The 25,644-nt window shown below is 37.0% G+C and carries 22 protein-coding genes and 1 other annotated feature; of the genes, 17 read left to right on the top strand and 5 right to left on the bottom strand.

All coding sequences use genetic code 11. The features are described 5' to 3' along the window. The first annotated feature begins 153 nt into the window (after window positions 1–153). From mnmE to guaB, 17 genes are all read left to right on the top strand, one after another. Window positions 154–1,551, top strand: coding sequence for a tRNA uridine-5-carboxymethylaminomethyl(34) synthesis GTPase MnmE (gene mnmE / locus ACFO3L_RS08465; protein ID WP_379965956.1), 1,398 nt, complete (start codon window positions 154–156; stop codon window positions 1,549–1,551). 17 nt (window positions 1,552–1,568) lie between these two features. After that, entirely contained in the window at window positions 1,569–3,470 is a 1,902-nt protein-coding gene (gene mnmG, locus ACFO3L_RS08460; protein WP_379965953.1) for a tRNA uridine-5-carboxymethylaminomethyl(34) synthesis enzyme MnmG, read from the top strand. 222 nt (window positions 3,471–3,692) lie between these two features. Beyond that, window positions 3,693–4,556, top strand: coding sequence for a homoserine O-acetyltransferase/O-succinyltransferase family protein (locus tag ACFO3L_RS08455; RefSeq protein ID WP_379965950.1), 864 nt, complete (start codon window positions 3,693–3,695; stop codon window positions 4,554–4,556). 428 nt (window positions 4,557–4,984) lie between these two features. Continuing rightward, on the top strand, window positions 4,985–5,464 hold the full coding sequence (locus ACFO3L_RS08450) for a PTS sugar transporter subunit IIB (protein WP_379965947.1): 480 nt from the start codon (window positions 4,985–4,987) through the stop codon (window positions 5,462–5,464). 12 nt (window positions 5,465–5,476) lie between these two features. Next, window positions 5,477–6,364 carry a PTS mannose/fructose/sorbose/N-acetylgalactosamine transporter subunit IIC gene (locus tag ACFO3L_RS08445; protein WP_379965944.1) on the top strand — a complete coding sequence of 296 codons (888 nt, stop codon included), beginning with the start codon at window positions 5,477–5,479 and terminating at the stop codon, window positions 6,362–6,364. Next, on the top strand, window positions 6,351–7,160 hold the full coding sequence (locus ACFO3L_RS08440; protein WP_379965941.1) for a PTS system mannose/fructose/sorbose family transporter subunit IID: 810 nt from the start codon (window positions 6,351–6,353) through the stop codon (window positions 7,158–7,160). Before ACFO3L_RS08445 ends, ACFO3L_RS08440 begins: the two co-directional genes overlap by 14 nt. A gap of 18 nt (window positions 7,161–7,178) precedes the next feature. Then, window positions 7,179–7,580 (top strand): PTS sugar transporter subunit IIA, encoded by a 402-nt coding sequence (locus ACFO3L_RS08435; protein WP_379965938.1) that lies wholly within the window; start codon window positions 7,179–7,181, stop codon window positions 7,578–7,580. 216 nt (window positions 7,581–7,796) lie between these two features. Continuing rightward, window positions 7,797–8,966, top strand: coding sequence for an AgaS family sugar isomerase (locus ACFO3L_RS08430; protein WP_379965935.1), 1,170 nt, complete (start codon window positions 7,797–7,799; stop codon window positions 8,964–8,966). A gap of 36 nt (window positions 8,967–9,002) precedes the next feature. After that, window positions 9,003–9,992 carry a tagatose-bisphosphate aldolase gene (lacD, locus tag ACFO3L_RS08425; RefSeq protein ID WP_379965932.1) on the top strand — a complete coding sequence of 330 codons (990 nt, stop codon included), beginning with the start codon at window positions 9,003–9,005 and terminating at the stop codon, window positions 9,990–9,992. Window positions 9,993–10,079: 87 nt separating this feature from the next. Continuing rightward, window positions 10,080–11,864: a glycoside hydrolase family 35 protein gene (locus ACFO3L_RS08420; RefSeq protein ID WP_379965929.1), complete on the top strand. Its 1,785-nt coding sequence runs from the start codon at window positions 10,080–10,082 to the stop codon at window positions 11,862–11,864. A gap of 227 nt (window positions 11,865–12,091) precedes the next feature. Beyond that, window positions 12,092–12,808 carry a 16S rRNA (guanine(527)-N(7))-methyltransferase RsmG gene (gene rsmG / locus ACFO3L_RS08415; RefSeq protein ID WP_379965926.1) on the top strand — a complete coding sequence of 239 codons (717 nt, stop codon included), beginning with the start codon at window positions 12,092–12,094 and terminating at the stop codon, window positions 12,806–12,808. An 11-nt stretch (window positions 12,809–12,819) separates the two neighbouring features. After that, the gene (locus tag ACFO3L_RS08410) at window positions 12,820–13,584 is read left to right on the top strand and encodes a ParA family protein (RefSeq protein ID WP_379965923.1); all 765 of its coding nucleotides are present in this window, start codon (window positions 12,820–12,822) and stop codon (window positions 13,582–13,584) included. Then, window positions 13,574–14,461, top strand: coding sequence for a ParB/RepB/Spo0J family partition protein (locus ACFO3L_RS08405; protein ID WP_379965920.1), 888 nt, complete (start codon window positions 13,574–13,576; stop codon window positions 14,459–14,461). Before ACFO3L_RS08410 ends, ACFO3L_RS08405 begins: the two co-directional genes overlap by 11 nt. A 21-nt stretch (window positions 14,462–14,482) precedes the next feature. Next, window positions 14,483–14,671: a DUF951 domain-containing protein gene (locus tag ACFO3L_RS08400; RefSeq protein ID WP_379965917.1), complete on the top strand. Its 189-nt coding sequence runs from the start codon at window positions 14,483–14,485 to the stop codon at window positions 14,669–14,671. 15 nt (window positions 14,672–14,686) lie between these two features. Continuing rightward, window positions 14,687–15,787 carry a redox-regulated ATPase YchF gene (gene ychF / locus ACFO3L_RS08395; protein WP_379965914.1) on the top strand — a complete coding sequence of 367 codons (1,101 nt, stop codon included), beginning with the start codon at window positions 14,687–14,689 and terminating at the stop codon, window positions 15,785–15,787. 55 nt (window positions 15,788–15,842) lie between these two features. Next, window positions 15,843–16,550, top strand: a complete 708-nt coding sequence (locus ACFO3L_RS08390) for a DUF1129 domain-containing protein (protein WP_379965911.1) — start codon at window positions 15,843–15,845, stop codon at window positions 16,548–16,550. A 213-nt stretch (window positions 16,551–16,763) separates the two neighbouring features. Further along, window positions 16,764–18,245 carry an IMP dehydrogenase gene (gene guaB, locus ACFO3L_RS08385; RefSeq protein WP_379965908.1) on the top strand — a complete coding sequence of 494 codons (1,482 nt, stop codon included), beginning with the start codon at window positions 16,764–16,766 and terminating at the stop codon, window positions 18,243–18,245. A 466-nt stretch (window positions 18,246–18,711) separates the two neighbouring features. On the opposite strand, the gene ACFO3L_RS08380 is transcribed toward guaB, so the two are convergent. The 5 genes from ACFO3L_RS08380 to croR form a co-directional block, all read right to left on the bottom strand. Then, a complete protein-coding gene (locus ACFO3L_RS08380; protein ID WP_379965905.1) occupies window positions 18,712–19,860 on the bottom strand; it encodes a cobalamin-independent methionine synthase II family protein in 1,149 nt (382 codons plus the stop codon). A 171-nt stretch (window positions 19,861–20,031) separates the two neighbouring features. Then, window positions 20,032–21,495 carry a polysaccharide deacetylase family protein gene (locus tag ACFO3L_RS08375; protein ID WP_379965902.1) on the bottom strand — a complete coding sequence of 488 codons (1,464 nt, stop codon included), beginning with the start codon at window positions 21,493–21,495 and terminating at the stop codon, window positions 20,032–20,034. A 143-nt stretch (window positions 21,496–21,638) separates the two neighbouring features. Continuing rightward, window positions 21,639–22,913 carry a serine--tRNA ligase gene (gene serS, locus ACFO3L_RS08370; RefSeq protein WP_379965899.1) on the bottom strand — a complete coding sequence of 425 codons (1,275 nt, stop codon included), beginning with the start codon at window positions 22,911–22,913 and terminating at the stop codon, window positions 21,639–21,641. A 60-nt stretch (window positions 22,914–22,973) separates the two neighbouring features. Beyond that, window positions 22,974–23,180, bottom strand: a binding site (T-box leader). 42 nt (window positions 23,181–23,222) lie between these two features. Next, window positions 23,223–24,401: a sensor histidine kinase gene (locus ACFO3L_RS08365; RefSeq protein WP_379966236.1), complete on the bottom strand. Its 1,179-nt coding sequence runs from the start codon at window positions 24,399–24,401 to the stop codon at window positions 23,223–23,225. After that, on the bottom strand, window positions 24,391–25,083 hold the full coding sequence (gene croR / locus ACFO3L_RS08360; RefSeq protein ID WP_379965896.1) for a response regulator transcription factor CroR: 693 nt from the start codon (window positions 25,081–25,083) through the stop codon (window positions 24,391–24,393). Before croR ends, ACFO3L_RS08365 begins: the two co-directional genes overlap by 11 nt. Window positions 25,084–25,644 lie beyond the last annotated feature (561 nt).

The raw sequence follows: 25,644 nt of genomic DNA, 5'->3' as shown, positions 1-25,644 counted from the left end.
GCCTCGGACTTGTCAGTTTAAAAAAAATATGCTACTCTATGACAAGAATTCAATCAAGACCAAAGCAGTCAAAGTGCAAAGTCTACCCCAGCGTTTTAGCGCCGAGGGGTGGAGTGTGCGCTTTTTTTGTGTCAAAAATTAGGAGGAATTTCATTGGCAAAGTTTACGCAAGAGTTCGATACCATTGCAGCAATTTCAACGCCACCAGGTGAAGGTGCGATTAGTATTGTTCGTTTAAGTGGCGATGACGCCTTTCAAATTGCTGATCGTATTTACCGTAATGGTTCAAAAAAATTACAAGAGGTCGCAAGTCATACAATTAATTATGGTCATCTTTATGATCCAGTGAACGAGCAATTAATCGATGAAGTGATGGTGTCGGTGATGAAGGGACCCAAAACATTCACCCGAGAAGATATTGTTGAGATCAACTGTCACGGTGGGATTGTCGTCGTCAATCAAATTTTACAGCTCTTATTGCGCCAAGGTGCCCGTTTAGCAGAACCAGGAGAATTTACTAAGCGTGCCTTTTTAAACGGTCGTATGGACTTATCACAAGCTGAAGCTGTAATGGATTTGATTCGAGCGAAGACAGATCGTGCGATGCATTTAGCTTTGAATCAATTAGATGGGAATTTATCGACACTTATTCGTGAACTTCGCCAAGAAATTTTAGCGACTTTGGCCCAAGTTGAAGTGAATATCGATTATCCTGAGTATGATGATGTGGAGGAATTAACGACACAATTACTTCTAGAAAAAGCGCATGATGTGAAAGCGCAAATTAAGGCGCTATTACAAACCGCTCAACAAGGGAAGATTTTACGTGAAGGGTTAAGTACCGCGATAATCGGTCGACCAAACGTTGGAAAATCCAGTCTACTGAATCATCTTTTACAAGAAGAAAAAGCAATCGTCACTAACATTGCAGGAACTACGCGTGATGTGATCGAAGAATATGTTAATTTACGTGGTGTCCCTTTAAAATTAATCGATACAGCAGGTATTCGTGAAACCGAAGATGTCGTTGAACGAATTGGTGTGGAGCGTAGCCGTAAAGCGTTAACGGAAGCCGATCTTGTTTTACTTGTTTTAAACCAAAGTGAAGCTTTAACGTTAGAAGATCAACAGCTGATTGAAGCAACACAAGATAGCAAGCGAATTATTTTATTAAATAAAACGGACTTAACACCACAATTGGACCAAGAGAAGTTACACCAATTGGTCGGAGAGACACCAATCTATGCGATTTCTGTCTTAGAAAATGAAGGCTTTGATTCGTTAGAAACAGCTATTGCAACACTATTTTTTGGAGGTAAAACTGGTGAAAAAGATGCCTCTTACTTATCTAATACACGTCATATCGGCTTACTCGAACAAGCCGTTCAAGCATTAGATGAAGTTTTACATGGCATTGAAATCGGCATGCCGGTTGATTTAGTCCAAATGGATATGACTCGCTGTTGGGATTATTTAGGTGAGGTCGTTGGAGATAGCGTTCAAGATGAGTTAATTACACAATTATTTAGTCAATTCTGTTTAGGGAAATAAGGAAGGAAGAACAATTCATGCAATATTATGAAGGTGAATCATTTGATGTGATTGTCGTAGGTGGCGGTCACGCGGGTTCAGAAGCGGCACTTGCAGCAAGTCGTATGGGTTTAAACACGATGCTTATCACATTAAACTTGGATATGGTAGCATTTATGCCATGTAACCCCTCTGTAGGTGGTCCAGCTAAAGGCGTCGTTGTCCGGGAGATCGATGCTTTAGGTGGCGAAATGGGTAAAAATATCGATAAGACATATATTCAAATGCGGATGTTAAATACAGGAAAAGGCCCAGCAGTCCGTGCTTTGCGTGCGCAAGCGGATAAACAAGCGTATGCAGCAGAGATGAAGCATGTCATCGAAAAAGAAGAACTATTAACACTTCGCCAAGGAATTGTTAATCAATTAATCGTTGAAGAGGGTGTTTGCCGTGGCGTTATTACTTCATCAGGCGCAAAATACCATTCAAAGGCAGTTATTATTACTGCTGGAACAGCTTTACGCGGTGAAATTATTATTGGTGAATTGAAATATTCCTCTGGCCCGAATAACTCACAACCAGCGGTCGCATTAGCGGATAACTTAAAAGAACTAGGTCTTGAAATTGAACGCTTTAAAACAGGAACACCACCACGAATTAAAGCAAGTAGTATTAACTATGATGTGACAGAAATTCAACCAGGCGATGAAGCACCGAATCATTTTAGTTTCTCCACCTCTGACGAAGACTATTTAAAAGATCAAGTGCCTTGTTGGTTAACATATACGAATCCAACGACTCATGAAATTATCCAAAATAATTTACACCGTGCGCCAATGTTTACTGGAATCGTTGAAGGGGTGGGAGCACGTTACTGCCCATCAATCGAAGATAAAATTGTCCGTTTTGCCGATAAAGAGCGTCATCAAATCTTCTTAGAACCAGAAGGCTTGAACACGGAAGAAGTTTACGTACAAGGATTGTCGTCTTCTTTACCAGAAGATGTGCAAATGGACGTCTTGCACTCAGTTGTTGGGTTAGAAAATGCACAAATGATGCGTACCGGATATGCAATCGAGTATGATGTGGTTGTTCCGCACCAATTACGTCCAACACTTGAAACAAAGAAAATTGAAAATCTTTATACGGCAGGACAAACAAATGGTACAAGTGGTTATGAAGAAGCCGCTAGCCAAGGTTTGATTGCTGGAATCAACGCTGCCTTGAAGATTCAAGGAAAAGAACCATTAGTTTTAAAACGCAGTGACGGTTACATTGGTGTTATGATCGATGATCTTGTTACTAAAGGTACGATGGAACCTTATCGCTTACTAACATCTCGTGCAGAGTACCGTTTAATTTTACGTCATGATAATGCCGATTTACGTTTAACTCAAATGGGTTATGATATTGGACTTGTAAAAGAAGAACAATACGCCGTATACAATAAGAAGAAAGCGACTGTGGAAGCGGAAATTGAACGCTTAAAAGGTATTCGATTGAAACCAACGGAAGCTTTCCAAGCATTCTTAGAATCAATTAATTCAGCAACATTAAAAGATGGAATTTTGGCCTATGAAATTTTACGCCGTCCAGAAATTAAATATGCTGACTTGGTACCATTCATGCCTGAAAAACCAGGAGAAGCTTTAACAAACAAAGAAATTGAACAAATTGAAATTCAAGTGAAATACGAAGGCTATATAAAAAAAGCAATGGAAAAAGTTGAAAAATTAAAACGTATGGAATCAAAACGTATTCCAGATCGAATTGATTACGAAGCAATTAATGGGTTAGCAACAGAAGCCCGTCAAAAATTGCAAAAAATCCAACCCGAAACGATAGCTCAAGCCAGCCGAATTAGCGGGGTCAATCCTGCAGATATCAGTATCTTAATGGTTTACATCGAACAAGGTAAGATTGCGAAAGTAGCAGAATAATATAAAAAAGCTTCTATTAGATGAGATAAAAATCTAATAGAAGCTTTTTTCTCCTTGATAAAGAGAAATGTTTCACGTGAAACAATAGGTAAAGCATGAAAAATCTGGAAAGTCTCAAATAATTCTACCTTTGTGATTAGTATAAAAGTTGACATTCTTTAATCATTATTATAAATTGGTTAGAAATATTGTTATATTATTAAAAAACAAGGAGGAATTTATTTGAAAAACCAAGAGATAGGTTTGAAAATTACAAATCGAAAAGTATCCAATAAATCAATCATCTTAAATAATCAGGAAGCGACACAACCACTAAAAATAGGATTAATTAATTTAATGCCACAAAAAGAGATTACTGAAGATCAATTTTTTCGTCTACTATCGAATAGTCAAGAAATGATTGAAGTTAAATTGATTAAAATGACAACCTATAAAAGTACCACGACCGATCCAGCTCATTTAGAAAAAAATTACCACACATTTTCTGAAATAGAAGCTGAACATTTTGATGGTCTGATTATTACGGGTGCTCCGATTGAAACCATTCCTTTTGAAGAGGTAAGTTATTGGGAAGAGTTAAAGCAAGTCATGCTTTGGAGTCAATCTAAAGGTGTCTCAACTTTAAATATTTGTTGGGGAGCACAAGCCGCACTGTATGTTTACTATGGGATTGAAAAAATTCAATACAAGGACAAACTATTCGGTCTTTTTTTACAACAGGCTCAAACGTCGAATCCATTGATGGCGAATTTCCCTAAAGAATTCTCTTATCCACAGTCTCGGCATACAGGCCTTGATTTAAAAAAAATCAAACAAGGTAGCTTTGAAATTATTGCTAAAAGTCAGGATTTGGGTCCGACAATTTTTACTTCGGATAAGAATCGAAATATTTATATTTTAGGTCATTTAGAATACGATACGGATACATTAAAAAAAGAGTATGATCGTGATCTCGCTCGTAATTTGTCACCGGAGTTACCTAAAAATTATTTTGCAAAAGATGATATAAATCAACCAATTATTAATAATTGGGAAAAGTATGCTCACTTATTTTACAAAAATTGGATCAAGTCATTATCAAAATAAACTGGGGTTTAAATTAGTACCAGTAAATCACCTGTGACCGTCTGTTAGTATCAAATTATTTTATAAAAATGATAAAGAGTATAAACTAATCGAAATCATTGATTTGTAAGCGCTTTTTATATCTTTTATTCAACGAAAAAACGGATTTTTGCTATTATGTATAATTTTTTTGTCATATCCGACTTGACAATTACTTTAAATAATTTATACTGAGGTTGTGGTTACTACCAGATTGAAAAAGCGTTTTACAAAATGACAGAGCATTTATTAATAAAAGAAAAGTGTAAAAAGTAATTATTATTTCATTCTCATCTTTCTTTTAGATTAAATGAATTCTGATATTTGTAAACGTTCTCTTCTAATTTGATAGTAATGCGTAAGAAAAAGTTGGCTTTTTGAATAAAGAAGTCAGTGAGGAGGAAACAGTAATGAGTATTATTGGAGTGCGAATCGATGGAAGATTGATTCATGGTCAAGTAGCAAACTTATGGACGACGAAATTAAATATTAGTCGTATCATGGTTGTGGATGACGAGGTAGCGGACAACGCAATTGAAAAGAGTGGTTTGAAATTAGCGACTCCTTCTGGCGTTAAGTTAAGCGTTTTACCAGTCGAAAAAGCAGCAGCAAACATTGTAGCAGGGAAATATGATTCTCAACGTCTACTAATTGTTGCACGCAGACCTGATCGTTTGTTGAAACTTGTGGAAGCTGGCGTTAAATTAGAAGAAATTAACGTTGGTAACATGTCGCAAACACCAGAAACAAGAGCAATTACGAAATCAATTAATGTAGTGGATGCAGACGTGGAGGCTTTCGAAGCTTTGAAAGCAAAAGGTGTTCGTTTAGTATCACAAATGGTTCCAAGTGACCGATCAGAAGACTTCATGACATTATTAAACAAATAGGAGGGAACATTCATGGCAATTCAATGGTGGCAAATTTTATTATTATCATTATATGCAGGTTATCAAATCTTAGATGAATTAACAGTTTACTCTTCAATGAGTTCGGCAGTTTTTGCGGGACTTTTTGCTGGATTAGTAATGGGCGATATCAAAACCGGTTTACTAATTGGTGGCTCAATGCAATTAACTGTTTTAGGTGTTGGAACATTCGGTGGAGCATCAAGAATTGATGCCAACTCAGGAACCGTTTTAGCAACGGCTTTCTCAATCGCTTTAGGATGGGATCCAGAACAAGCGATTGCAACAATTGCGGTACCAGTAGCAGCTTTAATGATTCAAATGGATATCTTAGGACGTTTTGCAAATACTTTCTTTGCACACCGTATCGATGCTCATATTGAAAACTTCGACTATAAAGCAATCGAACGTAACTACTTAGCAGGAGCACTTCCTTGGGCGTTATCACGTATGCTTCCAGTATTCCTTGCTTTAGCATTTGGTGGCGATTTAGTTGAAAACGTTGTAGCAATCTTAAATGGCGACTTAAAATGGTTAGGTGACGGATTATCTGTTGCTGGAGCTGTTTTACCTGCAGTCGGTTTTGCTATCTTATTACGTTACTTACCAGTTAAAAAACACTTCCCTTACTTAATCTTAGGGTTTGTGATTACAGCGTTATTCACTACATTATTCGGAAACATCCAACTATTGGGTGCAAACGTAGCAAGTGTAGTAGAAGAATACTCAGCAGTCTTAAACGGCTTACCAATGTTAGCAATTGCGTTAATCGGTTTTGCTTTAGCTGCCATGAGTTACAAGAACAATCACGCAACACCAGCACCAACACAAGGAACTTCAAATGCTTCTGCTGAGGGGGAAATTGACGATGACGAAATCTAATTATAAATTAACAAAAGAAGATTTTAAACAAATTAACCGTAGAAACCTTTTCACTTTCCAATTAGGTTGGAACTATGAACGTATGCAAGGATCAAGTTACTTATACACTGTATTACCACAATTACGTAAAATGTACGGTGATGATACAGAAGAACTAAAAACAGCAATGACTGCGCATGCACAATTCTTTAATACATCAAACTTCTTAAACACAATCGTGACAGGGATTGACTTAGCGATTGAAGAAAAAGAGGGAATTGAAGGAATTAGTACTGTTTCAGGTATTAAAACTGGTTTAATGGGACCATTCGCGGCTATCGGGGATTCAATCTTTGGTGCGTTAATTCCAACAATCTTTGGTGCGATTTCAGCAAACATGGCGATTCAAGGAAACCCAGTTGGGGTGTTCCTATGGTTAGCTGCTCAAATCGCTGTAATGGTTCTACGTTGGAAACAACTAGAATTCTCATACAAAGAAGGGGTTAGCTTAGTTACAACAATGCAACACCGTTTAACAGCTTTAACAGATGCTGCGACTTTAATGGGGGTATTCATGGTTGGAGCGTTAGTTGCAACAATGATCAACGTTAAAATTGCTTGGGCACCTGCAATCGGTGATGTAACATTAAGCTTACAAAACAACTTAGATATGATCTTACCTCGTTTATTCCCAGCATTAATTGTTGGTGCAGTTTACTGGTTATTAGGTAAGAAAAATATCACATCAACACGTGCAATTTTCATCGTATTAATCGTATCTATTGCATTATCTGCATTAGGCGTTATTTCAAAATAATAAGGGAGAGTACCTCAAATGAGTCATTTAGTATTAATTAGTCATGGAACATTTTGCGAACATTTAAAACAAAGCACAGAAATGATTATGGGACCACAAGAAACAATTCATACGGTTGCTTTATTACCGGAGGAAGGACCTGTTGAATTTCAAGCTAAATTAGAAGCTGTAGTGGAAAATTTAGACGAATACGTTGTTTTATGCGACTTAGCTGGTGGTACACCAAGTAACGTAGCGGCGAAAATGTTAATGACAGGTGCATCTTTTGAGTTGTACTCAGGAATGAACATGCCAATGGTCATTAGTTTTATTAACGGCGAAATGATTGGATCTAAAGCGGACCTTGTGTCAGATGCAAGAGAAGGAATTACATTTATTAACGACCTTCTAGTAGCTGATGACGACGACGAAGATGAATAAGAATTAGTGAAGGGCCACTTAACAAGGAGAATGCATTCTTTTGTTAAGTGGTTCTTTTTATTGAATCGCTTGAATTTTATTAAAATGTTGTTAAAGTCTGAAAGAATCAACATTTCCTGTTGACTAGTCATTTTTTTAATAGTAGACTTAGGTTGTGGTAGTAACCAGTTGATTGGTTGAAATTTGATTAACTAATAGGAAGATGGAGGAGATAATATGTATCAATTAGCAACAGAAGAACTTGTTAAAATGGGCGCTGAAATCACAACCCGTGAAATTCGCCAACAACCAGAATTATGGGCGGAAGCATTTGAAAATTACAAAGGTTCAGAAGAAAGAATTGCAGCATTTTTAAACACAGTTAAAGAAAGCACGACTGAACGTATCCGTGTTGTTTTCACCGGAGCCGGTACTTCTCAGTATGTAGGAGATATTTTAGTACCGTACTTAAGTCAACATGGTGATACAAGTAAATTCATTTTCCAAAGTATTGGAACAACAGATATCGTTTCATCACCGGAACAATATTTCTCAGCAGATGAAACAACCATTCTTGTTTCTTTTGCTCGTAGTGGAAATAGTCCAGAGAGTGTGGCAACGGTTGATTTAGCCAACAAAGTAATTAAAAATGTTTATCATATGACAATCACTTGTGCCAAAGAAGGTGCATTAGCAAAAGCAGCTGTAGGCGATGAGCGTAACTTGTTATTATTAATGCCAGAGCGTTCAAATGATGCAGGGTTTGCGATGACAGGTAGTTTTTCTTGTATGACATTAACAGGCTTATTAGTCTTTGATGAATCAAATAAAACAGCTGAAAAAGCAACAATCGTTCAAAATCTATGCGCTTTAGGTGAAGATGTTTTAAGCCGTGAAACAGAGATTCAAGCAATTATCGATCGTGATTTTGAACGTATCGTTTACTTAGGATCAGGTAGCTTATCAGGTTTAACACGTGAGGCGCAATTAAAAGTATTAGAATTAACAGCTGGAAAAATTACGACAGTCTTTGATTCTTCATTAGGTTTCCGTCATGGTCCAAAATCATTCGTAAATGAAAAAACATTGTTATTTGATTTCATTAGTAATAATACTTATACACGTCAATATGACGTTGATATTTTAGAAGAAGTGAACGGCGATCAAATCGCGGCTGGTATCATCGGTATTGGTCAAGCAGGCGATGTGAACTTCTCAGGTGAAAACTTTGTCTTGAAACAAGGAACAGGTCTTTTACCAGATGGGTACTTAGCTTTAGCTGGTGGCGTATTCGCACAAACCGTTTCATTGTTATCATCAATCAAAGTTGGTAACACACCAGATACACCATCACCAACTGGCACGGTTAACCGTGTCGTTAAAGGCGTAATTATTCACGAATACTAAAAATTGATTTTTGAGAAAAGAAGAGGAGAGACAAATATGTTACAACTAACAGCAGGTAAAAAAGCAGCAATGGATCGTTTATCAACAAAAGAAGGCGTTATTAGCGCATTAGCCATTGACCAACGTGGTGCAATGAAAAAAATGATGACTGCTCTAGGCGTTGATGCAACGGCTAAACAAATCGAAGAATTCAAATCACTTGTTTCGCAAGAGTTGACACCATTTTCTTCTTCAATCTTATTAGATCCAGAATACGGTTTACCAGCGGCGAAAGTTCGCGATGAACATGCTGGCTTATTATTAGCTTATGAAAAAACAGGATATGACGCATCGACTCCAGGACGTTTACCTGATTTATTAGAAGAATGGTCTGTTTTATCATTAAAAGAACAAGGTGCAGATGCCATTAAATTCTTGCTTTACTATGATATTGACGAAGATCCAGCAATCAACCATAAAAAACATGTCTTTATTGAACGCTTAGGTAGCGAATGTTTAGCAGAAGACTTACCATTTTACTTAGAATTATTATCTTACGATGCAACAAATGCGGATAACGGTTCTGCTGAATTTGCTAAAGTAAAACCACATAAAGTGAATGAAATGATGAGAGAATTCTCAAAACCTCAATACAAAGTAGATGTTTTAAAAGTTGAAGTACCCGTTAACATGAACTTTGTTGAAGGCTTTGCTGAAGGTGAAGTTGTTCATACACGTGAGGAAGCGTTACGATTCTTCAAAGAGCAAAGCGAAGCAACACACTTACCATTTATTTTCTTAAGTGCAGGCGTATCTGCGAAATTATTCCAAGATACATTAGTTTTCGCTAAAGAAGCAGGTTCAACATTTAACGGTGTATTATGTGGACGCGCAACTTGGAAAAATGGTGTAGCACCATTTATCGAGTCTGGTGAAGAAGCCGCTCGTCAATGGTTACGTTCAGAAGGAAAAGAAAATATTGAATCATTAAATCGCGTAGTAGCTGAAACTGCAAGCTCATGGCACGATAAAGCTGAAATAATCTAAGGTTGATTTTTCAGTTCAAATTGAGAGCTAAAAAGCGGGCCATTCTATTTTCAATAGGATGGTTCGTTTAATAAAGGAGAAATCAAAATGGCAACTTTTGAAATTAAAGAAGAATTTATGTTAAATGGGGAGCCTTTTAAAATCTTGTCAGGAGCAATCCACTATTTTCGCGTGCATCCTTCTGATTGGCATCATTCATTACATAACTTAAAGGCATTAGGCTTTAATACAGTCGAGACGTATGTTCCTTGGAATATCCATGAACCAAATGAAGGGGAGTTTCGCTTTGATGGGATCCGTGATTTAGTTGGTTTTATTAAAGAAGCTGAAAAAATGGGCTTGTACGTTATTTTACGTCCAACACCATACATTTGTGCGGAATGGGAATTTGGTGGCTTACCGGCTTGGTTATTAAATAAAGATATGCGTATTCGTTCAAGTGATCCTAAATTCTTAGGTTATGTTCGTGAGTATTACAAAATTTTAATGGAGCAAGTTGTTCCGTTACAAATCACGAATGGTGGACCAATCATTATGATGCAAATCGAAAATGAATACGGTTCTTATGGTGAAGATAAAGATTACTTACGTGCGATTAAAACGTTAATGGAAGATTTAGGCGTTAATGTACCATTGTTCACTTCAGATGGTTCATGGTTAGCGACATTAGCTGCTGGTAGCATGGTTGAAGAGGGTGTTTTACCAACTGGTAACTTTGGTTCACGCGGAAAAGAAAACTTTGCGGCTTTAAAAGATTTCCATGAATCTTATGGGAAAAAATGGCCATTAATGTGTATGGAATTCTGGGATGGCTGGTTTAACCGTTGGGCTGAACCAATTATCACTCGTGAAACGGATGAATTGGTTGAAGCATTGCGGGAAGTCTTGGAGCTAGGTAGTGTGAATTTGTATATGTTCCATGGTGGTACGAACTTTGGCTTTATGAATGGTTCTTCGGCTCGCGGCACACTTGATTTACCACAAATTACTTCATATGATTATGGAGCGCCGCTAGATGAGCAAGGCAATCCAACTGAAAAATACTATGCAATTAAAGACTTAGTCCACGAACTATTCCCTGAACTTGAACAAATGGATCCAATTGTTAAAGAAACAATGGAAATTATTGATGTACCACTAGCTAATAAAGTTGGTTTAGTCGAAGTTTTAGATGATATTAGTGAAAAGATTGTGACAAAGTACCCGCAACCGATGGAAAAAGTTGGTCAAAACTATGGATACATGTTCTATCGTACAAGTATTCGTCGTGAGGCAGAAAAAGAACATTACCGAATTATTGATGCGCGTGACCGTGCCAAAATGTATATAAACGGCGAACACATCATGACTCAGTACCAAGAAAAAATTGGTGAAAGTATTTACTTCGAACCAAAAGAAGAAATCAACCAAATGGATATCTTGATTGAGAATATGGGGCGTGTGAACTACGGTCATAAATTATTGGCAGATACGCAACGTAAAGGGATTCGCCAAGGTGTGATGACTGATTTACACTTTATCCTAGATTGGGAACAATATTCATTGCCATTTGATAAACCATTAACGCTCGATTATTCAAAAGACTGGCATGAAGGCCAACCTGGCTTCTATCAATTTAACTTTGATGCTGAGCAACTGGAAGATACTTTTATTAATATGCAAGCGTTTGGTAAAGGAATTGTGTTAGTTAACGGTAATCATATTGGTCGCTTCTGGAACAAAGGAGCAACACAATCACTTTATATTCCAAAAGGATTCTTAAATGAAGGCGCAAATGAAGTCGTGATTTTTGAAACAGAAGGGATTTATAGTGATAAAATCAGCTTTACCAAAGCACCAATCTTTGATTTAGTTGAAACAACTTTACATTAGAATAGCAAAAGGCGATGACATTTATAGTCATCGCCTTTTCTATCTATAAATGTTCTTATCTCTCATAATCAAAACGCTCTAGAAATAGCCTCTGATTGTTTCACGTGGAACATAAAAAATCTCTAGAAAAAGGCGAGTTTTGCTTGCATGATTGTTGAATTTACGTTAAAGTAATAACGGATCTGTGAAACATTTTTCTGTTTCACGAAGAAGAAAGGAAATAAGCGATGTTACCTGAAGAATTCAAAGAAAAATTAGAAGAGCAAGGGATTGTACTGAGTGAAAAGCAGCTTGGACAATTTGAGAAATATTTTGAGTTGTTAGTGTCGTGGAACGAAAAGATGAATTTGACGGCAATTACGGAAAAACGCGAAGTGTATTTGAAGCATTTTTATGATTCAATTATGTTGGCATTAGTTGTCGATTTTAATACTGAAGCGTCTTTATGTGATGTAGGTTCAGGTGCAGGTTTTCCCAGTATTCCATTAAAAATTGTCTTTCCGACATTACAAGTATCAATTGTTGATTCATTAAATAAACGGATTACTTTTTTAACGAATTTAGTGAGTGAACTCGGCTTACAAGGCGTCTCGTTATTTCATGATCGTGCGGAAACTTTTGCGCAATCAAAAGAGCACCGTGAAAGTTATGATTACGTGACGGCGCGTGCAGTCGCGCGTTTGAACGTCTTAACTGAGCTTTGCTTACCTTTAGTTAAGAAAAAAGGTTCATTTTTTGCACTCAAAGCGGCTAAAAGTGAAGAAGAATTACAAGAAGCGCAACCAGCAATTCGTTTGCTGGGAGGTAAGTTTATTGAAGATAAAGTTAGTTTCTTACCAATCATTGGCGATGAGCGTCATGTTTTAGTGATTGAGAAGAAAAAAGAGACACCGAAAAAATATCCGAGAAAACCAGGGTTACCAAACAAACAACCGATAGTATAGGAGGACAATTTATGGCCCGCATCATTTCAGTTGCAAATCAAAAAGGTGGCGTAGGTAAAACAACTACGACTGTTAACTTAGGTTCGAGTTTAGCATTTATGGGAAAGAAAATTTTACTTGTTGATATTGATGCACAAGGTAATGCGACAAGTGGGATGGGGATTCGTAAGCCCGATGTGACAAAAGATATTTATGATGTCTTAGTCAATGAAGTACCGATTCAAGAAGCGATTGTTCCAAGTTCAAGAGAAGGCCTAGATATTGTACCAGCAACGTTACAACTAGCTGGTGCTGAAATTGAATTAACATCTATGATGGCACGTGAATCGCGTTTAAAGTTGGCATTAAATGAAGTCAAAGATCAGTATGACTACATCTTAATTGACTGTCCACCATCACTAGGTCATTTAACAATTAATTCCTTTACGGCGAGTGATTCCATCCTAATACCCGTTCAATGTGAATACTATGCGTTAGAAGGACTAAGTCAATTGCTAAATACCGTTCGTCTTGTTCAAAAGCACTTTAACCCAGAACTGGAAATTGAAGGTGTCTTATTGACAATGTACGATGCGCGTACCAACTTGGGTGCAGAAGTAGTTGAGGAAGTTCGTCGCTATTTCCAAGAAAAAGTTTATGAAACAATTATACCGCGTAACGTACGTTTATCAGAAGCGCCAAGTCATGGCATGTCGATTATTGACTATGACATTCGTTCAAAAGGAGCGGAAGTGTATCAAGCACTAGCAAAGGAAGTGTTAGCGCGTGAAAAATAAAGGAAAAATTTTAGGTAAAGGTATCGATGCGTTGTTTCAAGATTTAGCAAGTCTAGAAGAGGTCGATGTTCAAACGGAAACCGTAGTTGACATTTCGCTCAATGAGTTGCGTCCAAATCCATATCAACCACGAAAAACCTTTGATGAGACCTCGTTGAAAGAATTAGCAAGTTCAATTGCTCACTCGGGTGTTTTTCAACCGATAATTGTCCGTAAATCCGCGGTTAAAGGCTATGAAATTATTGCCGGCGAGCGTCGTTTCCGTGCATCAAAGCTAGCTAAAAAAGAAACAATCCCAGCAATTATCCGTGACTTTGATGAAGAAGCGATGATGCAAGTCGCAGTTTTAGAAAACTTGCAACGAGAAGACCTCAACCCTCTAGAAGAAGCGGAAGCCTATAAGATGTTGATGGATAATTTGAAATTAACACAAGTTGAAGTTGCGACGCGCTTAGGTAAGAGTCGCCCGTACATTGCCAATTATTTGCGTTTATTAACGTTGCCACAATTGGCTAAAGAAATGTTACAAGATGAACGTTTATCAATGGGGCAAGCCCGTACGTTATTAGGTTTAAAAAACAAAGAAGAAATGCTAAAATTAGCTAATCGATGTGTCAAAGAAAACTTGACTGTTCGTCAATTGGAACAACTTGTTGCAGAGATGAATGAAGACAAGTCAAAGAAAAAGATTTCACGTATTATTCAAGAAAAACCTTACTATTTACGTGAGAGTGAAGACCGCTTGATGGATAAATTAGGTACAAGTGTTGAAATCAATGAGAAAAAAGGCAAAGGAAAGATTGAGATTGAGTACTTGTCGCAAAGCGATCTCACCCGCATCTTAGATTTATTGAATATTACATTCGATGAAGCATAATAACCAAAGGAGCTGACTACAATGTATGATTTGAGAGATATTGTTGAGATGAAAAAACCGCATGCCTGTCAAACAAACCGTTGGGAGATTATTCGCATGGGTGCCGACATCAAGATTAAATGCCTTGCTTGTGGTCAAATGGTCATGATGCCACGACGAGAATTTGAGAAAAAAATGAAAAAGATTTTAGAAAAAAGTAATCCAGAATAGAAAGAGGAATCAGAGATGGCATTAACAGCAGGAATCGTTGGTTTACCAAACGTTGGAAAATCAACTTTATTCAATGCAATTACAAAAGCGGGTGTAGAAGCCGCAAACTATCCATTCGCGACAATTGATCCAAACGTAGGAATGGTTGAAGTACCAGATGCTCGTTTACAACGTTTAACCGAGTTAGTGAAACCAAAGAAAACCGTTCCAACTACTTTTGAATTTACTGATATTGCGGGAATCGTAAAAGGTGCAAGTCAAGGAGAAGGACTAGGAAATCAATTTTTAAGTCATATCCGCCAAGTGGATGCGATTTGCCATGTTGTTCGTTGTTTTGACGATGACAATATTACGCACGTAGAAGGCCGTGTGGACCCGTTAGCAGATATTGATACAATTAACTTAGAACTTGTTTTAGCAGACTTAGATTCTGTTGTGAAGCGTCATCAAAGAGTCTCAAAGATTGCTCGTACAAAAGACAAAGATGCATTAGCAGAATTAGCAATTTTGGATAAAATTAAACCCGTTTTAGAAGAAGGTCTGTCAGCACGTTCAATTGAATTTACGGAAGATGAAGAAAAAATGGTTAAATCACTTTTCTTATTAACGACAAAACCCGTTCTTTACATTGCTAACGTCAGTGAAGATGAAGTGGCTGATGCAGAGAGTAACGAATATGTGAAGCAAGTTCGTGAATTTGCAGCGAGTGAACATGCGGAAGTCGTAGTTGTTAGTGCCCGTGCAGAAGAAGAAATTGCAGAATTAGATGATGAAGACAAATTAGAATTTTTAGAAGCATTGGGCTTAGAAGAATCTGGTTTAGATCAATTAATTCGTAAAGCCTATCATTTACTGGGTTTAGCAACTTACTTTACCGCTGGCGAACAAGAAGTTCGTGCTTGGACTTTCAAACAAGGGATTAAAGCACCTCAAGCAGCTGGAATTATTCATACCGATTTCGAACGTGGTTTTATCCGTGCAGAAACCGTTTCATTTGATGATTTAAGTCATTATGGGACGATGCAAGCAGCTAAAGAAGCTGGCCGTGTTCGTTTAGAAGGAAAAGAATACATTGTGCAAGATGGCGATGTTATGCTGTTTCGTTTTAACGTGTAAAACAGTTCTGCAACGCGTTAGTCGGAACGTCATTTAAAAAGGGGGCTATCAAAAGATGGAAACAGAAACAATTCGAGATTATGTTTCAGAAAACCGCGAATTAGAAAAGCAATTAACGAATAAAAATCAACAATACATCTTTGATTTAAAAAAATCATTAGATGCGGCGAATTTATCGGAAGAAGAAAAAGCCATTGCTTTGCACGATATTTTACCAGTGCTTGTTCAAGAGCAAAAAAGTGGGAAAACTGCTCGTCAATTATTTGGAACCGTTTCGGAACGAACAGAAGCGATTTTAAATAAACCGGAAGAAAAGAAAGAAACAACACCATTCTTCATGTGGCTTGATAATGCGCTTTTAATTTTAGCTGTCTTTGGTTTAATGCTAGGAACAATGGGCTTATTAATGAAAGACGCGGTCCAAGTTTATGGCGTAATTACACTCTTCTTAATGGCAGCAATCGGTGGTTGGGTATTTTACTTAATGTATAAATACGTTTACCGCTTCGAAAAACCAGGTGCAGATAAAAGCGAACGTTTAAAAATGTGGAAAATTATTTTAATTTTAGCTGGAGCCTTTTTAGCTTGGATTACTTTAATTGGATTCTCTGCATTAATCCCACCGGTAATTAATGTGATTTTACCACCAGTTGGTTTACTATTAATTGGTGCGGCAGCTTTTGGTGTGCGTTACTACTTAAAGAAAAAATACAATATTGTCGGCAGTTTGGCTTTACCTAAAGGCGAAGCTCCGAAAAAATAATTTTCAGATAACTCGAATGTTAATCGAATGAATGTAAAAATTCATCGGATAATGTTCGGGTTCTTTTTTGAATCTTCGTCTTTTTGTTTCATAACACTTGAAAATAATGAGTTTTCTTTAATATTCGGAAACGGATAGTTGACAGACAATCAGATTTTTGCTATTTTCTATAACAATACAAAAAAACAAATAATTTGAGGAGTGGTTACAGCAATGTCCAACTGGGAAACGAAATTTGTAAAAAAAGGGTTAACGTTTGATGATGTTTTATTAATTCCAGCAGAAAGTCACGTGTTACCAAACGATGTCGATATGAGTGTGCAATTAGCAAAAAATATCAAATTAAATATTCCGATTATTAGTGCCAGTATGGATACAGTAACTGACAGCAAAATGGCGATTGCAATGGCACGTCAAGGTGGTTTAGGCGTGATTCATAAAAATATGAGTACACAGCAACAAGCCGATGAAGTTCGTAAAGTAAAACGTTCAGAAAGTGGCGTTATTATTGATCCGTTTTTCTTAACACCAACACATTTAGTGGCGGACGCTGAAAAATTAATGGCAACTTACCGTATTAGTGGTGTGCCAATTGTTGATACATTAGAAAATCGTAAATTAGTCGGAATTATTACAAACCGTGATGTCCGCTTTGTAACAGATTATAATATTGAAATTAACGAAGTGATGACCAAAGAAAATTTGGTGACAGCACCCGTTGGTACTTCTTTGAAAGAAGCAGAAAAAACATTACAAAAACATAAAATTGAAAAATTACCAATCGTTGATGCAGAAGGTCGTTTAAGTGGTTTAATTACGATTAAAGATATTGAAAAAGTAATCGAATTTCCAAATGCAGCGAAAGATGAACATGGCCGTCTATTAGTCGCAGCAGCAGTTGGTGTGACAAGTGATAGTTTTGAACGTGCAGCGGCATTATTAGAAGCAGGGGCCGATGCGATTGTAATTGATACTGCACATGGTCACAGTGCGGGTGTGTTACGTAAAATCAAAGAAATTCGTGAAAAATTCCCAGAAGCTACCTTGATTGCCGGTAACGTTGCGACAGCTGAAGGAACAAAAGCGTTATATGATGCAGGCGTTGATGTAGTGAAAGTTGGGATTGGACCAGGTTCAATTTGTACAACCCGTGTCGTTGCAGGAGTGGGTGTACCACAATTAACAGCAATCTATGACGCTGCTTCCGTTGCACGTCAATATGGCAAAGGCATTATCGCTGATGGCGGAATCAAATACTCAGGTGATATCGTTAAAGCATTAGCTGCCGGTGGATTTGCGGTAATGTTAGGTAGTATGTTAGCAGGAACCGACGAATCACCAGGTGAATTTGAAATTTACCAAGGCCGTCGTTTTAAAACATACCGCGGAATGGGTTCACTTGGCGCAATGGAGAAAGGTTCAAGCGATCGTTACTTCCAAGGTGGCGTCAATGAAGCCAACAAATTAGTTCCAGAAGGAATCGAAGGTCGTGTTGCGTACAAAGGAAGTGCCGCAGACATCTTATTCCAAATGATTGGTGGCTTAAAATCAGGTATGGGTTACGTTGGTGCAGCAAACTTAAAACAATTACGTGATGAAGCACAATTTATTCAAATGAGTGGCAACGGACTAAAAGAGTCTCATCCACATGACGTCCAAATTACCAAAGAAGCACCAAACTACTCCGTGCAATAAGAGGCTATCTCTGAAGTGTCTAATGACGAGTGATAAGTAAAGAATCGTTTGAAAGTGTACTTTACTTTCGAAAGAATCTGGCTTATCACCGAGTCATTGCTTCAGAAATGCCGTTTAAGACTAAGAGGCTATAAAATAAGCGTCTAGGATTGAGTAATAAGCAAGAAATTGTTCAAAAGAGTTTTTTTCTTTTGAAAAAATTTCGGCTTATTACCGAAATCCTGCTTATTTTATGCTGTTTAAACAAGAGGCTATAAATACATTGTTCAGCTACGATAAATAAGAAATCTTCTGGAAAGAAAGTGTGTTATTCACTTTTTTCCAGAAGATCTTATTTCAGAGTAGCTGATTTATTTATGCCGTTTAAATAAGAGGCTATAAAATAAGCATTCTGGAATGATTAATAAGCAAAAAAACGTCAATCAAAGACTTTGATAGTCTCTGCTTGGCGTTTTTTTAATTTTTTTTATTGCCAAAACTTCTTAGCGATTGCCTGACCTTGGTTAATTTTAGCCCATTGTTGGTCAATGGATAGCTCATTTCCACCATCACAAGAAGCAAAACCGCATTGGTGTGATAAGAATAAACGCTCTTTTGGTAAAACATCGCTCGCTTTTTCAAGCAGTTGATAAACACGTTCTTCATCATCTAAATGGGCAGTTTTACTGGAAAGAAGTCCGAGTACAACTTCAACTTCTGGACGGTCCTTTAAAACAGAAAGAGCGGAAAGTTCACCTGCGCGTTCATCATCCCATTCTAAGAAGAAACGGTCATACCGTTGATCACGTAAGAATTTTTCGGCAATTGATTCATAACTACCGCTAGCCGCATGCCGACTTTCATAATTTCCGCGACAATTATGCGTCCAAACTTTTAATCCAAGTTCATGCGCAAAATCAGCTATATTGTTATTGATTGCGATAAAAGCATCTGCCAACTCTTCTAAACCATTGTTTCCAGCAGTGAAGAAGCTTTGTTCATTATCCTCGGAAAATAATTCCCATAAACAGTCGTCAAATTGAATGATTTGACCGCCAGCTTCTTTGTATTCGACTAAAAATTCTTTGTAAGCTTGGATTAAACCTTCTTTTAAGGCATCTTGTGTTTTGTAAACTTGTTCTTCACCGTAAATTTGGTTCATAATTGCTAATTCAGTATAGGCATGAGCCGCACCCCAAACCGTGATTTTAATAGGATGATCCTTGGTCTGTGCTTTCAATTGTTTGTATAAAGTAATGAAGTGATGATTTTTACCTGAAAGAGGTGCGGTAATTCGAATGCCAATGTCTTTACGTGTTTCGTAAATACCACCATCGAAATCTTGGAAAGTGTACCCGCTATCTGCAATAAAGCGTTCAATGCCTTCAAAACCCCAAACAAAATCTAAATGCCACATTGATCGAGAGTATTCACCATCGGTAATTACAGGAATCTCTTCCGTAATTTGTTTTTCAATAATCTTAGCAATTTCAGCAGTTTCGGTTTCTTGATACCCGATGAAATCATTATAAAATGGATATTGAATATCATCGCGTACTTCAATTTTATTTTTATAGTCTAATAAATTAGTTGGTCGTAGTAAAGACCCAACGAGTTGGAACCGTTCTTTAGCCATAGTAATACCCTCCAATATAGTTGCAATAATTTGATAGCATTAGCATACCAAATAAACCCTAAAAGAAGTTATACTTATTAATATCAGCTAGCTATAGTTTTAAGCTATAATCATATGATAAAAAAGACTGGAACACTGCCTCTTAGGCACGTTTTTCCAGTCTTTTTTCGTTTAAACTTTTCGAGAGTCATTAAGGCTAAAATATTGATAGAGTGGACGTTCGCTGAATTGGAACATTTCTTCAATCGTTAAAAATTCATAGTCTTGCGCTTTAAGGTTGTCAATGACAGTGGCTAAAGCATCGGCTGTTGCTTCTTGAATATCATGCATTAATACAATTCCGCCAGGATGCGAGGTTTGATTTACCATTTGAATGACAGACTTGGTATTTTTTGTTTGCCAGTCTAAAGAATCAATGTTCCATTGGATAACAGGTTTTCCGATTTGTTTAGCGACATCGGGATTAACCGCACCATAGGGTGGGCGAAAGGTGCGTGGTAAAATTCCCGTGGCATTGAAAATCGCTTTATCTGTATCACGGACCTCTCTGACGACTTGTTCTGCAGTTAAGGCAGTTAACTGTGGATGAGAGTATGAATGGCTTGCTATTTCATGTTCATCCTTTTGAATTTGATTCACGATTTCTGGATATTCTCTCGCATTTTGTCCTAATAAGAAGAAAGTCGCTTTGACGTCTTTCTCAGCTAATACTTTAAGAACTTGTGGTGTGGTTGCGGCACTAGGGCCGTCATCAAAGGTTAATGCAATATATTTTTTATTCGGGTCAAGAGCAGGCGCTTCTTCTTTAAAAGCGGCTGGATTGACTAAATCATTTTGAATAAATGGTCGAATTTTATCGTAAGGTAAAGTGATTTTAGAAACGCCGGTATCATTTTTTGGCAGTGTTATTTTTAGTTCATCGGGTGTATAAGTTATTTTTGATTCCCAATTAATAATTGGTAGGTTTAAGACCGCATCGATAATCTTTTTAGGTTCTTTCGCTTCATCTAAAATTTGTTGCTGAATAACTTGGTGAATACCTAATAAATTGGCTTCTTCTGCAATTAATTCTTTACTTGTGACCGGTTTACCTGTTTTTTGATTCATATACATTGGTGCCCCTTTTTCGGTGGCCACTTTATCAAAATTATTTTTATCGACTTGCCATTGATAAGTGTCAACTTTTATATGATAGGCGCCCAGTTGTTCTGTAAAACTTTCTGTACCCAACCCGGCAATTAAAACAGTAGGATGTTTTGCTTTTTGTTTATCGGCAATTTGCTCAATCATTTTTTTTGATTTCTCATTAAAATTGGGAATTGGAAAGCCTTTGTCTTCTTTTGGTTGGTAAATGATTTCAGTGATATTTCTTTTTTCGTGAATCTCTTCTGTTGTTTCAAAGCCGCTTTGAGCTTGTAATTTTTGAGTACTCGCAATTAGCGCTTGTTTTTCGCTAGCAATTCTATCTTTTAGCGCTTGCTGTTCAAAAAAATGCTTAACAAAAAATCCTGCTGTAAGAGTGATCAGTAGTAGAAATAGCGGGATTCCAATACGGAAAAGCCATTTTGAGCCACTTTTTTTCTTTTGAAGAGCGCGAAGCTCGCTTCGTGATTGAATTGGTTTTTGTTCGTTCATTGGAGCACCTCGACTTTGTACATAGTTGTTAATAATGTAACATTATTAATATATTTTCTCAATTAAACGTAATCAAAATTTAAAAAAACTTCTTCAGTTTTTTTATCTGAAGAAGTTTTTTAGACTGCTAAAAGCCAATAGATTTATTTTTCGATTTTAGTCATACCGCCCATATAAGGAACAAGTACTTCAGGGATAGTAACGCTGCCGTCTTCGTTTTGGTAGTTTTCAAGAATAGCTGCAACTGTACGACCAACTGCTAGGCCAGAACCATTTAATGTATGGGCGTATTGGATTTTTCCATCTGCATCACGGTAACGAATCATGGCACGACGCGCTTGGAAGTCCTCACAGTTTGAACATGAGCTAATTTCACGGTAAGTGTCTTGTGCTGGAATCCAAACCTCAAGGTCATATGTCTTAGCTGCTGAGAAGCCCATATCGCCAGTTGAAAGTGCCAACACACGATAAGGTAATTTTAATTTTTGTAAAATACTTTCGGCATCAGCTGTCATTTTTTCTAGTTCATCATAAGACGTTTCACTTTTACTTAGTTTCACCATTTCCACTTTATTAAACTGATGTAAACGAATCAAACCACGAGTGTCACGTCCTGCGCTACCAGCTTCTGAACGAAAAGCTGGACTCAAAGCGGTGAAATAAATCGGTAAGTCTTTTTCGTCTAAAATTTCTTGACTATGATAATTTGTCAAAGGCACTTCAGCGGTTGGAATTAGTGTTAAGTCTGTGTCCGCTAATTGGAAGACATCTTCTTTAAATTTTGGAAATTGACCGGTTCCAAACATTGCTTGGCTGTTAACAGCATAAGGCGTTAACATTTCTGTATAACCGTGCTCATCAACGTGTTGATCAAGCATAAAGTTGTATAAAGCTCTTTCTAACCGTGCTCCAGCGCCTTTGTAGAAAACAAAGCGGCTACCAGAAACTTTTGCACCGCGTTCGAAATCTAAAATATCTAAGTTTTCTGCGACTTCCCAATGAGGTTTCGGTTCAAAATCAAAGTCTCTTGGTGTGTCCCAACGACGGATTTCGACATTATCTTCTTCATCTGCACCTAATGGCACACTATCATGCGGCAAGTTCGGTAGAGTCGTTGCAATTTCTTGCAGTTGTGCATCGATTGTTAGAATTTGTTGATCGATTTCTTTAATCTTTTCACCAACGACTTTCATTTCGTTGATTTTTTCAGAAGCATCTAATTTTTCACGTTTTAACTGTGCGATTTCACCAGAAACATCATTGCGGTATTTTTTTTGTTCCTCAGTCTGAACGAGTAGCGCACGACGTTGTTCATCTAGACTAATAAACTTTTTTAAAACATCCGCCTTTACACCACGAGATTGTAATTTTTGTTGAACGAAATCAGAATTTTGGCGAATCATTTTCATATCTAACATTTTTATACCCTCCTATATATAGTAAATAAAATAAAAAAACTATTCCATCCCACGCTAATAGCTTGGGACGAAATAGATTATTCGCGGTACCACCCAAGTTCGACAAACTGTCGCCCTTGTATCTCTTGTAACCAAAGAGTAGGTCTTTCTTTCAAAAGAAGCAATAAAAGAATTGGATTCTGTGTTTAACTATACTGATTCTCACCAACCATCAGCTCTCTACTTATATAGAAGAAACACATACTAGATTCTCTGCTTAATAGATATATTTTGTTTTAGCATAGCGGAAAACCAACCTTTCGTCAACTATTAATCAATAATTTGACTTTTCTGTCGAATACCAAGTGGTAAATGGATGATAAAGGATGTCCATTGTTGATTCGACTTGGCATAAATATAGCCACCATGAAGGGCAATAATACTTTGAGCAATGGCCAAACCTAAGCCAGACCCACCTGTTTCTTGTGAGCGAGACTCTTCCACGCGGTAAAAACGATTGAAAAGGGCATCTAAAGCATGCTTTGGAATCATTTTTCCATTATTTTTAACGGACACAACAACTTCTGTCCCGATTTTTTCAATTGTAATCATAATTAAGGTTGCATTTTTCCCATATTTTAACGCATTAGTAATTAAATTATTAAACACCCGTACCAATTTATCGGTATCACCTGTCATTAAAATTTGTGGACAATCGGACTGAACTTGAATTTCTACAGATTTACGAGAAGCTTCCAACTCAAACTCAATCGCTAATTGTTCTAAGAGTTGGACCATATCAAAGGTGGTTGTGCTAATTGGTGTATCAGGTTGTCGAACTTTTGTATATTCAAAGAGATCTTCGACTAAAGATTTCATTTGCTTCGCCTTAACGTACGCGATATGCGTATATTTTAATAAATCTTCTTTTGAATGATATTGCCGGTCTTCAATTAAACCTAGATAACCAATAATAGACGTTAATGGTGTGCGAATATCATGACTGACATTGGTAATTAGCTCGTCTTTTGATTGTTCAATACGACGCTCTTCTTCAATAGCCGCCACAGTACTGTCGACGAGACCATTAATACTTGAGACTACCCGATTTAAATCACCACGTAATTCAAAAGGAATCCGGTGATCGTAATTGCCTTCAGCAATGTAATGCAATTCCGAAATGATATGACGCAATTGCATTTGACGGTAGCGACGAATAATTCGCCATGAGAGAATGAAAGCATCTAATAGTAAGAAGAGAGGAAGTAAGATACTTTTACCGCTTAAAAAGATTGTTGAATTAAAATTACGTACAAAACTATTACGTGATTCAAAAATCGCATCATTTAGAGAGGGAGAACTATTTATAATAGAAGAAAACAAAACAATGATCGAAACGTTAATTAATAGTAGTAAAATAATTGTAATGATTCCTTCTGCAAACAATTCGCTAATTTCTCTAGAAGTCAGTGTAATTCGTTTCTTGTTTTCAAAGCTGTTATTTGGCATCGATTTTATATCCAACTCCCCAAACTGTTTGAATGATTTTCTCGCCACCAGTTGCCTCTTCAATTTTATCGCGTAGATGGCTCACGTGAACCATGACGGTTTTAGCAGAAACAACACTTTCTTGTTTCCAAACGCGTTCAAAAATTTCGTCTGCGCTAAATACGCGGCTTGTATGTGAAGCAAGTAAGTATAAAATCCCGAATTCAAGAGCAGTTAATTGAATGGCAACACCATCAACAGTCGTAACCTCATGTGAGTCACGATTGATAATTAATGAACCAACTTCTAAAATCTCTGGTTGATTTTGTTCTGAAGACATTTTTGTTCTGCGTAATAGTGATTTCACACGAGCCATAACTTCTAATGGATTGAAAGGTTTTGTGACGTAATCATCTGCACCAGCTACAAGCCCTTTGATTTTATCCATATCAGTTGTTTTTGCAGTTAACATAATAATAGGAATCTGAGAATCTTCTTTACGAAGAGTTTTAACAACTTGCATGCCGTCTAACTCTGGCATCATGATGTCTAGAATAAGTAATCCTAATTCAGGTGTGGACCGTACAGTATTTAAAGCTTCTTGACCATTGTAAGCTTTTACGGGTTCGTAGCCCTCATTTTGGAGATAGATACTTAATAATTCAACAATTTCTTTATCATCATCTGCAACTAAAATTTTCATAACGTAGCCTCCTAGTAGTTTTATCTATCCTCATATTATCAAAAAAATCAAAAAATAGATAAAATAAACTTCATTCTTTAGGAAAACTGAGGAATCAATAGTTGTCGTGGTCGATGAACTTTACTTTTTGACGAACATTAGGATGTTATAATGACATATAATCCGTTTTTAAGTTATGTTAACGCTCATAATGAGCCTAGAGCCTTCGCATGAAAAGGGTTAAATCAAAACGTTGATATAATAGGCTTTTTGTAGTTGACGTAGCAATTGAAAGTTGGTATATTATTAGGTATTGGGATTGAAAAAGTGGTTATTTATCTCAGCTATATTTTTTAAGTTTTTTATAAAAAACGATTGACAAACATAACGAATGTTTGGTAAGATGTTCAAGTCGCTGTTGATACAGTGCAATATCTTATTCATGAGTTTTTAAATAAAGATAAAAAAGTAGTTGACAGCAACTGCTCAATCTGATAAGATATAAGAGTTGTTGACAAAGCAACAACGTAGACCTTTGAAAACTGAACAAAGCAAGCAAAACAAACAACAAACGTGTAGAAT

Origin of the sequence: Enterococcus eurekensis (assembly GCF_042654605.1) — a bacterium.
Taxonomy (GTDB): Bacteria; Bacillota; Bacilli; order Lactobacillales; family Enterococcaceae; genus Enterococcus_I; species Enterococcus_I eurekensis.
This window is presented reverse-complemented; position numbering and strand designations above follow the sequence as displayed.